Origin of the sequence: Galbibacter orientalis DSM 19592 (assembly GCF_000260115.1) — a bacterium.
Classification (GTDB): domain Bacteria; phylum Bacteroidota; class Bacteroidia; order Flavobacteriales; family Flavobacteriaceae; genus Galbibacter; species Galbibacter orientalis.
Genome location: NZ_JH651379.1, coordinates 3,153,940 through 3,167,193 on the forward strand (window position 1 = coordinate 3,153,940; position 13,254 = coordinate 3,167,193).

General features: G+C 32.4%; 8 protein-coding genes. 2 read left to right on the forward strand and 6 right to left on the reverse strand.

Translation table 11 applies throughout. From position 1 onward, the window contains the following. Nucleotides 1–3,192, reverse strand: coding sequence for a SusC/RagA family TonB-linked outer membrane protein (locus tag JOOMADRAFT_RS13890; RefSeq protein ID WP_157136690.1), 3,192 nt, complete (start codon nucleotides 3,190–3,192; stop codon nucleotides 1–3). Nucleotides 3,193–3,559: 367 nt separating this feature from the next. Here JOOMADRAFT_RS13890 and JOOMADRAFT_RS13895 point away from each other — a divergent pair, with 367 nt between their 5' ends. Then, on the forward strand, nucleotides 3,560–4,456 hold the full coding sequence (locus JOOMADRAFT_RS13895; protein ID WP_008614440.1) for a DUF72 domain-containing protein: 897 nt from the start codon (nucleotides 3,560–3,562) through the stop codon (nucleotides 4,454–4,456). Nucleotides 4,457–4,521: 65 nt separating this feature from the next. Here the strand turns inward: JOOMADRAFT_RS13895 and JOOMADRAFT_RS13900 are convergent, their stop codons facing one another. The 4 genes from JOOMADRAFT_RS13900 to JOOMADRAFT_RS13915 all read right to left on the reverse strand — a co-directional run bounded on the left by JOOMADRAFT_RS13900 (nucleotide 4,522) and on the right by JOOMADRAFT_RS13915 (nucleotide 9,756). Continuing rightward, nucleotides 4,522–5,802, reverse strand: a complete 1,281-nt coding sequence (locus tag JOOMADRAFT_RS13900) for a mechanosensitive ion channel family protein (RefSeq protein WP_008614446.1) — start codon at nucleotides 5,800–5,802, stop codon at nucleotides 4,522–4,524. A 51-nt stretch (nucleotides 5,803–5,853) separates the two neighbouring features. Continuing rightward, nucleotides 5,854–8,109: a penicillin-binding protein 1A gene (locus JOOMADRAFT_RS13905; protein ID WP_008614448.1), complete on the reverse strand. Its 2,256-nt coding sequence runs from the start codon at nucleotides 8,107–8,109 to the stop codon at nucleotides 5,854–5,856. Between the two features lie 142 nt (nucleotides 8,110–8,251). Then, complete coding sequence (locus JOOMADRAFT_RS13910) at nucleotides 8,252–9,115, reverse strand: sigma-70 family RNA polymerase sigma factor (protein WP_008614450.1); 864 nt, start codon at nucleotides 9,113–9,115, stop codon at nucleotides 8,252–8,254. 212 nt (nucleotides 9,116–9,327) lie between these two features. After that, nucleotides 9,328–9,756, reverse strand: a complete 429-nt coding sequence (locus tag JOOMADRAFT_RS13915) for an FKBP-type peptidyl-prolyl cis-trans isomerase (protein WP_008614453.1) — start codon at nucleotides 9,754–9,756, stop codon at nucleotides 9,328–9,330. A 260-nt stretch (nucleotides 9,757–10,016) separates the two neighbouring features. Here JOOMADRAFT_RS13915 and JOOMADRAFT_RS13920 point away from each other — a divergent pair, with 260 nt between their 5' ends. Next, the gene (locus tag JOOMADRAFT_RS13920) at nucleotides 10,017–11,522 is read left to right on the forward strand and encodes a DEAD/DEAH box helicase (RefSeq protein ID WP_008614462.1); all 1,506 of its coding nucleotides are present in this window, start codon (nucleotides 10,017–10,019) and stop codon (nucleotides 11,520–11,522) included. Nucleotides 11,523–11,720: 198 nt separating this feature from the next. Here JOOMADRAFT_RS13920 and JOOMADRAFT_RS13925 read toward each other — a convergent pair whose 3' ends face one another. Then, complete coding sequence (locus JOOMADRAFT_RS13925) at nucleotides 11,721–13,136, reverse strand: thioredoxin-like domain-containing protein (protein ID WP_008614464.1); 1,416 nt, start codon at nucleotides 13,134–13,136, stop codon at nucleotides 11,721–11,723. Nucleotides 13,137–13,254: the final 118 nt, after the last annotated feature.

The window sequence follows — 13,254 nt, forward strand, 5'->3', positions numbered from 1 at the left end:
TTAAAATATTACATTAAGACCGAACAACAACTGTCTTTGGTTAGGGTAGGCTCCTTCGTCAATACCAAAATTCACTGAACCTCCTGAAATTTCAGGATCTAATCCAGAGTAAGAAGTAATAGTAAAAGCGTTTACCATTTGGGCGTATAACCTTAATTTAGTAAGATTAATTTTTTCAAGTAGAGAAGATGGTAATGAATATCCTAATTGCATTTGTTTTGCTCTTAAATAAGATCCGTCTTCTACGAAATATGAATTAGGAACTCCAGCTGAACTGGTAGATCCTGTAGTTTCTTGGATAGGAGCGGAAGCATTTGTGTTTTGTGGAGTCCAAGAGTCGTATAAGGCAGTATGACTTTTTGCTCCTTGGAAAGAACTGTAGAAATCTGTCCACCAACGAACATTGTTCCAGATATCGTTTCCTTGAGAACCATATAAGAACATACTGAAATCCCAATTTTTATATAATAATTCAATATTCAACCCATAAGTAAAATCTGGATTAGGATTTCCTAGGAATGTTCTATCATCTGCATTTACAATATTATCACCATTAATATCTGCATATCTAAATCTACCAACGGCTACATCACTTTGATAATTGGCATTAGGGTTTCCAGTTGCTGCTACAGCATCCGCATTTGCTTGGTTTATCTCTTCTTGAGAGTCCCAAAAACCATCAATTTGATATCCAAAAAATTGACTTATAGAGTGCCCTTCTGCATTTCTAATAATGGAGCTACCGTTAAATCGTCTTCCTTCTAAATCAAAATACTGTAATTCGTCTGTAATAGTAACGATTTCATTATTATAAGAGGTTAAAGTAACTGTAGTATTAAGTCTTAAGTCATCAGATAAGTTAAAGAAAGTAGATACATCAATATCAATACCACTATTTGTCATTTCCCCAACGTTTATGTATGGAACTGTAGCAGCTCCTACTGTAGCTGGTAAATTAGGGTTATATAGGAGGTCTTCTACTGTTTTTTTATAATAATCGGCAGTTATCTGTACAGTTCGGTTAAATAAAGATGCGTCAATACCGATATTGGTATTGATATTTTTTTCCCATTTTGCATCTGCATTACCGATTCTTGATTGAGAAAATCCTTCAGATGTGCCTTCATTGCTAGCGCCTATTGCATAGTAAGAACCCTGTTGATTTCCTAAAAATGTAGTAAATGAATTCTGAGGATCTACATTTAACTGATTTCCCATAGTTCCATATCCACCACGTACCTTTAAATCATTTAACCAATTTGTTTCTGGAAAAAAACTCTCATTGGTTACATTCCACCCCGCACTAAATGCTGGGAACCATCCATATTGCTCATTCAAAAATCTAGAAGAACCGTCACGTCTTACAGTAGCACTTACTAAATACCTATCATTAAAATTATAATCTAATCGACCAAATACAGAGGCTAATTGATCTTGATATTTGAGACTATAATTTGTTTGAGTTCCAGAACCCGTGTCTAAGGTTACATAATCTGGATCAAAAGAAAAATAGTTTTGTGTAGTTCCTCCAACTTCTCGTCCTTTGTTTTGATAGGCTTCTGTACCAAGAAGAACGGTTAGATTATGTTTATCGTTAAAAGAATTTTTATATTGTACTGTATTGGTCCAAGTCCAGTTGAAATTAGTAGCAGCACCTTCGGTATATTGATTAACGGTTAAATTTTCAGAATTTTCATATTCTGGAAACTGGAAGGAGTTAAAACTATTAGAAAAGTATTGACCTCCAAAACTTGTTCTAAACGTAAAATGCTTTAGGAAATCTATTTCAGCAAAAATATTACCAAATACTCTAGAAGAAACCCCTCTATTGTTTCGGGTTCTATCCATAATAGCTACAGGGTTCTTTGCATTTCCTAAACCGTTTCCGAACGATCCAGCATAATTTCCCATGATGTCGTAAACAGGAATAATAGGTTGTTGTCTAAATGCCATTCCTATAGCACTTCCTTCAGTAAGCGCATCAATTTGAGGATTATCTCTAATAGTAAAACTCATGTTCTCACCAATCCGAACATTTTTACCAATATTGTAAGTCGTATTAGCTCTAATGGTATAGCGTTTTAGGTAGGTGTTCATTAAAGAACCTTCTTGATCAAAGTAATTTAGAGAGAACAAATAACTTCCTTGTTCACTACCATTACTAACCGAGAGGTTATGACTTTGAATACTCGCTGGACTAAAAATTTCTTGAAACCAATTAGTACCTTGTTTGTTAGCACGGACAATTCTATTAAAGCTGTCAAAATCACTTGAGCTTGTGTAATTTGGATTAACATAATATTGAGATTCATCTACAGAATTGGCTCCGACAGGAGCAATATAATTTGGTAATACTGGATTTGCTCCATTTCCATATTGTTGACTGCTTGGAGCATCGCCTGGGTTTGTATTACGTTGTGCTATCCAGTTTAAGTCGGCCATTTCCTGAGAATTTAAAATGTTCCATGGATTTCCACTTTGTACCATTTGTACACCATAGTAAGAATCATATGAAATTTTCATTTTACCTTTTCCTTTTTTAGTGGTAATAATGATAACCCCATTAGCAGCTCTAGAACCATAAATAGAAGCAGATGCAGCATCTTTTAATACTTGCATTGTTTCTACATCATTTGGATTTAAATCTCCAATTCCGTCTGTAGGAATACCATCTACTACATATAGAGGAGTATTGTTTCCAAACGTATTTGCGCCACGTATTTTTACATTTGGCGCTTCACCTGGTTGTCCACCGCCCGTAATAGTAACTCCAGAAACCCGCCCTTGAAGTTGATTAGTAACATCGGCGGAAGGTTGTTGGTTAAGTTCTTCTGTATCTACAACAGAAATAGCTCCCGTTAAGTCTTGCTTACGTTGCGTACCGTAACCTACAACTACAATTTCATCAAGAGCGGTGACATCTTGAGAAAGAGTTGCATTGACTTCTGTTTGTCCGTTTACAGGAATTTCTTGGGTTTGAAACCCTATGTAAGAAAAAGACAAGACAGCATCACTACTTACCGAGATAGAATAATTTCCATCAAAATCTGTAGTAGTACCGTTTGTACTGCCTTTTTCAATTACAGTTGCTCCTGGAATAGGAGTTCCGGTTTCTGCGTCTATTACAGTTCCGGTTACTTGTTCTTGATCTTCCGATTGTTCTTTAATCAGATCCCCTTTGTTAGCGTACATACTTGCACTAAAAAGTGTTAGCAGTAAAGGGAAAAATAGCTTTTTGAAAGTTGTCAAATAGTTTTTCACACATTTAATTTTGGTTAAACATTTAGTTAGCAGAATTATGTTAATGATATCATAATTCGGTTAAAAATAGGTAAAATTTAATGTAATTGTAAAATTTTCATTCAAATAATTATCGATTTATCATTTTTGATACGTGTAAATCATGAATTTAATAAGAGTGTATTTTCGTGCGAAAATAATCGATGAAGTATTAATGATAAATTAATGAAAGATTAATGGTATGTTATTTTAAAGATTAAAAAATTATTAACTCTTATACTATGTTTGAATTTTATAACTTTATATAAATTTTATTAAAATGAAGTTTGGAAAAGTAAATAACCCAGAAAATATAGATTTTTATCTCTGTGAGGATCACCCAAATACGAAGAAAACCTTAGCACGTTTTAAGGAAGAAAAGTTAGAATTTAGTGTTCATGTAGGATGTGCAAAATGGAATAAACAGGATTTAAAGAATTTTTATCCTCGGGGAACAAAAGATGAGCTTGTTTATTACGCAACTCAGTTTAATTCTATTGAAATGAATTCTACTTTTTATCGAAACTTTCCAATTGAACAATTTGAAAAATGGTATGATAAGGTTCCTGTAGATTTCAAGTTTTTTCCAAAAGTAAACCAAATGGTTAGTCACATGAAAAGACTTATAGATTTTGAAAAGTTTTTACCTGAATATCTGGATGGAGTGGTTCATTTTAAAGATAAATTAGGAACAATATTCTTACAGATGCACAACAATTTTGGACCTAAAAATTTTGATAGAGTAGTGGCCTTTGTTGAAAGTTGGTCAAAGGAACTTCCGTTGGCTGTTGAATTTAGACATACAGACTGGTTTAATGATGAGGTGGTGGCAGAAGAATTATATAATTTTTTAGAAGAAAATAATGTTGCAAATATTTTGGTTGATACTGCTGGGAGAAGAGATTTATTGCATATGAGGTTAACTAATAATGAAGCTTTTATTAGATATGTAGGAGCAAACCATCCCACAGATTATAAACGTTTAGACGATTGGATTGAACGCATAAAAGTATGGAAAACTCAAGGATTGTCTAATGTGAACTTTTTTGTGCATCAAAATTTAGAAGAAGCTTCGCCATTGCTATCGGCTTATTTTATTAAAAAGCTTAATAAAGAGTTGGGAACGGATCTAGTCGTTCCAAAAACTAAAGATGGGGATGTGCCAACACTTTTTTAAATCCTTAGTAAGGATTTATTAAGAATTGCCTAAAAATTTTTAATTGATTATAAACATAAATTATGTTAGGAGTTATTTAGTTTACCTATATCTGTTCCAGAAGGCGATTCAAAGATTTCTAAATCAAAGTGCGGAACTGCAGCAATGATATGTTCAAAAATATCGGCCATAATACGTTCGTAATTTTCCCAGCGTTTATCACTAGAAAACACATAAATTTCTATTGGAATACCTTGTGCTGTAGGTGCTAAATGTCTTGTCATCATTAGCATATCTTTATTGGTAGCAGAATGATTTTGTAAGTATAAATCGCAGTACTTTCTAAAAATTCCAAGGTTGGTTTGGTTTCTTCCGTTTACAATGTTTAGGTCTTTATTATAACCTTGTTCTTTATTAAACTTATTAATGTCTTTTTGTCTAGTGTTTATATATTGCTGGACAGCTTGAATGCTACTATATTTTTCTAAATCTTCTGCAGAAAGGAATTTTACGCTTGCAGCCTTAATAAAAATAGATCTCTTAATACGTCTACCGCCACTTTCTTGCATTCCTCTCCAATTTTTAAAAGAATCAGAAATTAAAGCATAGGTAGGGATAGTAGTAATTGTATAATCGAAGTTTCTAACTTTTACGGTAGCCAAATTAATTTCAACAACATCTCCATCGGCTCCATATTTTTCCATTGTTATCCAATCTCCAATTCTAACCATATCGTTAGCAGACGTTTGGATACTTGCAACAAACCCTAAAATAGTGTCTTTAAAAATTAAAAGTAAAATTGCAGAAGCTGCTCCTAAAGTAGTTAAGAATTTTACAATAGATATTCCAGCCAATTCCGAAAAGATAAAAATCAATCCGAAGAACCAAATAAATATAATTACTACCTGTGCATAGCTATCAAGTGGTTTGTCATAAAATCTATCGGTAGTTCGTAAGTAATTTTTTGTTGTCCGTACAATACTTCTCAGGATAAAAACAACAAGAAGGATTAGGTAAATATCTGTTACCTTAGAAAAAAACACATGTAACCCCGGGAAATCTGTAAATACATAGGGTATCATATTCTTAATAATTATAAAAGGAATGATATGCGCTATGTATTTTGGAAAGTTACTTTTTACAAGATAATCATCAAAAGTGGTTTTACTTTTATTGGTAAAAGCTAAAAAGAATTTTACTACAAAAGTTCTCAGTAAAATGTCAATAATATATACAACAACGGTTACAACAACAATATTAACTAAAAGGTTAATTTTTTGTGCTGTTCCAATAGCATAGCCACTATCTAGTAGCCAATCGTGTATATAACAACTTAAACGAGCAAGAAGTTCCTGATTTTCCTTCATAAAAATAATATTCTCTGCAAATTTAGTTTAAAAAGTAGAGAGGCAATTCAATTATGCCTTAGTTTTAAATCTTTTACTTTTCTTTTTATCTGGATTTGAAAACAATCGTTTAAAAAAGCCATCTCTTTTTTCTGGATTACAATCCAAGCTTTCCAATATCTCTTTAGAAGGTGTTTCAAACTTAGCTTGAGTAACAGGGTTTAATTCTTTCTCTCGATTCATTTTTTGCATCCATCGCCCAAAAATGGGGAGCGCAGCATTAGCGCCTTGCCCCATGGCTGTAGTTTTAAAACCTATTTTGTGGTTGTCAAGCCCTACCCAAGTAACGCTAACCAGTTTAGGTGTAATTCCTACAAACCAAGCGTCTTTATTGTTTTGTGTGGTTCCAGTTTTACCCGCAATATCATTTTTTAAACCGTAACTATTTCGAAGTCTAGTAGCTGTTCCACTGTTAATTGTAGATTTCATCATTTGGAGCATAATCTCTCTTGTAGTATCAGAAAAAGCCTTCTCTCCTTCTTTTTCCTTCTGTTTATTCTCCAATAATACATTTCCTTTATCATCTTCAATTTTATTGATAAAAAATGGAGTAGCAGGCACACTATTATTTACGTAAGTGGTATAGGCTTTAGCCATTTCCATTAAGCTTACTTCGGCCGTTCCAAGCGCAATGGAAGGAACTTCTGGAAGGGTAGAGCTAATTCCCATTTTCTGCGCTTGTAAAATGGTATTTTGTATTCCTGCTTTTTCCAATACTTTCACTGCAATAGTATTTATAGAATTACTCAAGGCATATTCCATAGAATAGTTCATGTATTCCTCTTCTTCTTTGCTGGAAGCGTTTGTGGGTTCCCAACCTTTTAAATTCTCATAAGCAACTGGCGCCACCGAAAAATAGGTGCATGGATCGATTCCATTTTCCAAGGCAGTAGTATATACAAAAGGTTTAAATGTGGAGCCTACTTGCCGTTTACTTTGGATTACATGATCGTATTTAAAATATTCATAATTAATACCGCCAATCCAAGTTTTTAAAGCTCCATTTTTTGGATTTATAGCCACAAAACCACAATTAAGAAATTTTAAATAGTGCTGTAAACTATCAAGAGTACTTAAATTTTCTTTTGATTTTCCGTTCCAATTAAACACAGTAATTTCTTTTTTCTGCTGAAGGGAGTCTACTATTTGTTCTTTCTTTAATCCTTGGGTTTTTAGTTTCTTGTAAGCTATGGTTTTTGCAAGTTCTGTTTCAATCAAATCTTTGTCAGTTAGCCAAGGAGCATTTTTTCCATAACTTTCTTCAAACTGTTGTTGGAGCTTGCTCAGATGTTCTTGTACGGACTCCTCCGCCAATTTTTGCATCTCATAATTAATAGTAGTGTGGATTTTAAGCCCATCAGTATAAAAATTTATAGAAGTATCTTTCTTTTCGTTATACTGTTTTAACCATTCTTTTAGGTACAAACGCACGTGTTCTCTAAAATAAGGAGCTAATCCGTCGTTATAACTATATTGCTGAATGTCTAGTTTTAAAGAATCTTTGGAAAGGGTATCATAAGCTTCTTCGTTTAAATATTCGTAGTTTTTCATCTGACTCAAAACTACATTTCTACGCTGTTTACTTCTTTCTGGAAACAACTTCGGATTGTAGTAGTACGTAGCCTTTAAAGACCCAACTAAAGTAGCCGCTTCAATGGTAGATAGATTTACGGCAGACTTATTAAAAAAGTGCTTGGAGGCGCTTTCAATTCCAAAAGTATTATCGCTAAACGGAACGGTGTTTAAATAATGTAATAAGATTTCATCTTTGGAATACACATCTTCTAGTCGTTTTGCAATAATAGATTCTCTTAATTTATGTACAATAATACCAAGTGAACCTAAATTTTTCCGTGGATATAAATTTTTTGCTAGTTGTTGTGTTATAGTGCTTCCTCCTCCAGAAGATTCATCTTGTAGTAAAATCGACTTAAAAAATACTCTAAGCAAGCTGCGGTTGTCTACCCCATTATGCTCATAAAAGCGTGCATCTTCTGTGGCTACTAATGCATCTATTAAATTTTTAGGAATACTGTCAAAAGGAACAGGTTGGCGGTCGTTAATATATATTTTTCCAAGTAAGGTTCCATCGTCTGAAAGGATTTCTGTAGCCTGGTCGAGTTGTAAATTGGCTAATTCCTTTTCGTTTGGCATATGTCCCCATGCACCCAAATAAACGCTTAATATAAAAATTATAAATAGGCCAAAAAGACTAGCTATAGCTATTAAGATCTGTTTTTTATACTTCTTAAAGTAGGTTTTTATCATAATTACAAACAAACAAAATATTTAAATGAAGTTGGGTTAAAGGACTATTAAAGTTATCCTTCTTGATACAGTATGTACGAAAAAAAATCCCGCTTGGATGAAGCGGGATTTTTAGAATGAATATTTTTAAAAGAATTAAAAACTATCCTAAATACATTTTTAAAATTTTGCTTCGCGAATTATGTCGAAGTCTTCTAATTCCTTTTTCTCTTATTTGTCGCACACGCTCTCTTGTTAAATCAAAAACATCCCCAATTTCTTCAAGAGTCATTGGTTGCTGGTCGCCAATTCCGTAATTTAATCTTATTACATCGGCTTCTCTAGTAGTAAGCGTTTCTAAAGCTCTATTTATTTCGATGTTTAACGAATCGTGTAAAAGATTTTTATCTGGATTTGGAGATTCTCCAGAACGAACAACATCATATAAATTTGAGGTTTCTCCTTCTTTTAAAGGAGCATCCATAGAAAGGTGTCTTCCAGAATTTTTCATGGACTGTTTTACATCTTTCACTGTCATATCAAGCTCTTTAGCTATTTCTTCTGCAGATGGAGCTCTTTCGTGTTCTTGTTCTAAAAAGGAGTATGCTTTATTGATTTTATTGATAGAACCAATTTTATTAAGCGGGAGTCTTACAATTCTCGACTGTTCTGCCAAGGCTTGAAGAATAGATTGACGAATCCACCATACCGCATAAGAAATGAATTTAAAACCACGGGTTTCATCAAATCTTTTGGCAGCTTTTACGAGTCCAAGATTTCCTTCATTAATTAAATCGGGAAGTTTTAATCCTTGGTTTTGATATTGTTTTGCTACTGAAACAACGAAGCGTAAGTTAGCTTTTGTCAACTTTTCTAAAGCAATTTGGTCACCTTCTCTAATACGTTGTGCCAACTCAACTTCTTCATCGGCTGTAATCATATCGATTTTACTAATATCTTGAAGATATTTATCTAACGATTTAGATTCACGGTTGGTTACCTGCTTTATAATTTTTAGTTGTCTCATATATTTTTTCTATATTTTGATAATAACCTCGCATTAGTACGATTTTTTTTTCAAAAAAGCAAATAAATGGGGGTCTTATTGACTTTTAGATAGATAAATTGGGTTAAATTTAAGAGTTGAGAGGATTTTCGTTGTTTTGTTAAGAAAATATTATAAAAAAAATGCCTGAGAAATTTACATCCTCAGGCATTACATATTTTACAAAGTTTGGATTATTTAATCTCTAAAACTTCAATCTCAAATATTAAATCTTTTCCAGCTAATGGATGATTTGCATCAACAACGATAGATTCGTCTTTTACATCTGCAACCACTAATTGGATTTCTCTTCCTTCTGGAGTACGAGAAACAAGTCCCATTCCTACTTCAGGTTTTATATCTTCTGGAAGTTCATTTTTTGGAATTTCTTGAAGTAATTCTTGTCTTACTTCTCCATAAGCTTCAGAAGATGGAATATTAATAGTCTTTTTTTCGTTAACCGCCATATTTAAAATTCCGTTCTCAAATCCAGGAATTAACTGGCCCTCTCCAAGCTTAAATTCTAATGGTTCTCTTTCTAAAGAACTATCAAAAACTTGTCCGTCTACTAATTTTCCTGTGTAATGAACTTTAACTGTGTCGTTTTCCTTTACTTGACTCATATAAAAATTTTAATTGTGTTTGTAAACCGTTACAAACCTTTGTTTTTATTTAAGCCACGAAACTACAGTAAATTAATGGAAAGGCAATAGCAATAATGTTAAGGATTCTATAAAAGGCTAGTTATCAGTTATTTTGATGTGATAAAGTATAAGGAAATTAAGTTTCTTTGTTAATCTTATGTTTATCTAGGCTTAAAATTTCACTTTAACCATAAAACTAGCTAAATTTGCACGTTTAACTATTTACCATAATAATAAGTATGCTTACGATTAAAGAAGAAGATAAAAAGGAGCTCTACGACTATCAAAAAGGGGCCATAGACCAAATTTTTGATCGTATCCAGAATCAAGATAATAATTATCATCTGCTGTATCAATTGCCTACAGGGGGAGGGAAAACTGTAATATTTTCTGAAATTGTACGTCGCTACATTCAAGAATATAACAAAAAGGTTGTTGTGCTTACACATAGAATTGAGTTAAGTAAACAAACCTCAAAAATGCTGCGTGGCTTTAATGTAAAGAATAAAGTAATTAATAGCAAAGTAAAGGAGCTTCCAGATCAAGCGGAGTATATGTGCTTTGTAGCCATGGTGGAAACTCTTAAAAATAGACTGAACGATAATAAACTGGAAATAGACGATGTTGGTTTGGTTATTATTGATGAGGCACATTATAATTCTTTCAGAAAATTGCTTTCCTATTTTAAGAATAGTTTTATTCTTGGAGTAACAGCAACACCATTGAGTTCAAATATAAAACTTCCGATGAAGGATAATTATAACGAACTTATAATTGGAGAGGCTATAAAAACGTTAATCCAAAAAGGCTTCTTAGCTAAAGCGGAAACCTATTCTTATGATGTTGGTTTAGGAACGCTTAAAGTGGGTATTAATGGAGATTATACCGTTAAATCTTCCGAAGCTTTGTACTCCAATTTAGAAATGCAAGAAAAGCTTTTATTTGCTTATGAGGAAAAATCTAAAGGGAAGAAAACGCTTATTTTTAATAACGGAATTAACACCTCTTGGTATGTTTATGAAATGTTTAGAGAGGCTGGATATCCTGTTCGTCATTTAGATAATACGCATAGTAATAAAGACAGAAAAGAGATTTTAAAGTGGTTTAAAAATACTCCTGATGCTATTTTAAGTTCGGTGAGTATTCTTACAACTGGATTTGATGAACCTTCTGTAGAAACCATTATTTTAAATAGAGCAACACGTTCTCTAACCTTATATTTCCAGATGATAGGTCGTGGATCAAGGGTTTTAGATGGGAAAGATAAATTTACTGTAATTGATTTAGGAAATAACGTGGCTCGTTTTGGTTTGTGGAGTGAACCAGTAGATTGGCAACATATTTTTAGGTATCCAGATTTTTACTTGGAGAATATTAAAGATGATGAGGAAATTGAAAGCAATTTTGTTTACGAAATGCCAGCTCAACTCCGAAAAAAGTTTGAAAAAACGGATGATGTTTCTTTAAATATTGAAGAAATTTATGATGAAACAATAAAAAAAGGATTGCGTTCAAAAATTATCTTGGAGCGTTCTTTAAAACAGCATACAGAAATGTGTGTTGATAATAGTGAAGATGCTTATGAAGCTAGAATGCTTGCAATGGAGCTGAAAGACGATATTGATAGCAGAATTAAACGCTATTCATACTGTATAAGTAAAAGTACTAAAAATTACCGCGATTGGTTGGCGGAAGATTACTTTAGAAAGCTTCGAATGAATATTGTGAAAGAATATCAGTCGTAAAACTATAATTGTATATTATTTAATTAGAGGCTATCTAAAAATTAATTCATAGTTGTCGAACTAAGCTTGTCGAACTGAGCTTGTCGAAGTTTTAAACAACTAACACTCAAAAAGTCCTTCAACAAGCTCAGGACGGCATATAGGTTTTAGATAGCCTCTTATTAATTGATTCTTTTTATTAGATAATTGATAAAAAAATTATTTTTTCATACTATCGCTTAGGCTGGTCTCTAAGCTTTTACGATGATAAATATCTCCAAATCCATCTATTATTTTTCCTTTATTATCTACTATTATAATTTTATTTAAGCTTTTTATAACCAAACTTCCTAGAAGTTCGTCAATATTATCAGTTTGGTATTGTTCTAAAGTATCTCCTAATTTAGAAATAGAAGCTAAATTTTGTAACCATTCTGACCGATCTTCGTTAACATTTATTCCTACATAATTATAATTAGGATAATCTTTCTTTAAGCGTTCAATTCGAGTTAAAACATTTGCTTGGTGGTCTCTTTGGTGGTAATTCCAAAAGTAAAAAACAGTATTCTTTTTGTAAGACATGGAGTCTATTGTAACCTTATTGCCTTTAATATCTACTAAATGAATAGGAGGCAGCGTTAGCCCTTTTTGTAAGTTCTGAACGTTTTGATAAAAATTATTTATCTCTTCTTCATGCTGATTTTTACCTGCGTATTTATGGAAGGCGTCCATAAATTCTTCATTATGTGCTCTTGAGTGTCTCCCTAATAGGAAAGAAAAAGCTACATTTCGAGTTAAATTATCTCTTATGGTTTTATTTTTTGTAACAACACTATCAATTAATTGTAGTTTATGAGTACTGTAGTGCAAAGAGCGTTCTATGTAATTTAAATCTCCATTACATTCATTTTTACAATAATTGTATGCAAGGTTGTTAAAATGAATTACTAGGTAATTAAAATATGGTTTGTAATACATTAACAGCGTATCGTTATAATCAACTTCTTTTCTAAAGCTGTAAAAGTTAGCTGGTAAATTGGCTATTTTTGTTAAACCGTTTCTTCTTTTATTAATAAATGGATATTCTTCCATATCGGTAAAATATCTATAATTAACAGCACCTTGTGCAATATGTTTGGCAATTGGAGATAAAGGATCTTTGGTATTAATATCGTTTAAAAGCGTTTCTTTCATGCTTTTAAGCGAATCAATTTTAGTTAAAAATTCTTCAGGAGAGAGCTCACTATACTTATTTACCGCTTTTTCTTCATCTTCATAAATAAGGAACATGTCTATCAAAAAATTATTTTTTTCTGAACCCATTCCAGAATACACCAAAGATTCATCAAAATCTAGGGTATTAAGTCGCATTAATAAGCTATCGCCTTTTTCTAATATAATGTATTGATACTCATTATGATCAAAGTGATAAAGTCCATCTTTAGCATTGTCTAATTTGAACGAAAAACGATTACTTTGGTCAATTTTTGAGGAATCTATAACATTATTATCATAGTACAAATAGACATAGTCGGAGTTAGGGTTGACAACCTCTCCGCCAAAATAAGTTTTTGTAGGAGACTCTGAACAACTATAGGTGAGGGCGATAATTAGCGCTAAAAAAGAGTACTTCATATAACGTTTTGATGTTTTTAAGCATCATATGTAACAAATCTATAAAAGCCGAGTATAGTTTAATGTTAACATGAAGTTAAATAAGTGTTTTTAACGTTTACCATTGTACCCTAATTGT

Bases quoted from the DNA above. Each gene is read 5' to 3' on its own strand.
- JOOMADRAFT_RS13890 (WP_157136690.1), bottom strand. From the start codon at position 3,192: ATGTACGCTAACAAAGGGGATCTGATTAAAGAACAATCGGAAGATCAA.
- JOOMADRAFT_RS13895 (WP_008614440.1), top strand. From the start codon at position 3,560: ATGAAGTTTGGAAAAGTAAATAACCCAGAAAATATAGATTTTTATCTC.
- JOOMADRAFT_RS13900 (WP_008614446.1), bottom strand. From the start codon at position 5,802: ATGAAGGAAAATCAGGAACTTCTTGCTCGTTTAAGTTGTTATATACAC.
- JOOMADRAFT_RS13905 (WP_008614448.1), bottom strand. From the start codon at position 8,109: ATGATAAAAACCTACTTTAAGAAGTATAAAAAACAGATCTTAATAGCT.
- JOOMADRAFT_RS13910 (WP_008614450.1), bottom strand. From the start codon at position 9,115: ATGAGACAACTAAAAATTATAAAGCAGGTAACCAACCGTGAATCTAAA.
- JOOMADRAFT_RS13915 (WP_008614453.1), bottom strand. From the start codon at position 9,756: ATGAGTCAAGTAAAGGAAAACGACACAGTTAAAGTTCATTACACAGGA.
- JOOMADRAFT_RS13920 (WP_008614462.1), top strand. From the start codon at position 10,017: ATGCTTACGATTAAAGAAGAAGATAAAAAGGAGCTCTACGACTATCAA.
- JOOMADRAFT_RS13925 (WP_008614464.1), bottom strand. From the start codon at position 13,136: ATGAAGTACTCTTTTTTAGCGCTAATTATCGCCCTCACCTATAGTTGT.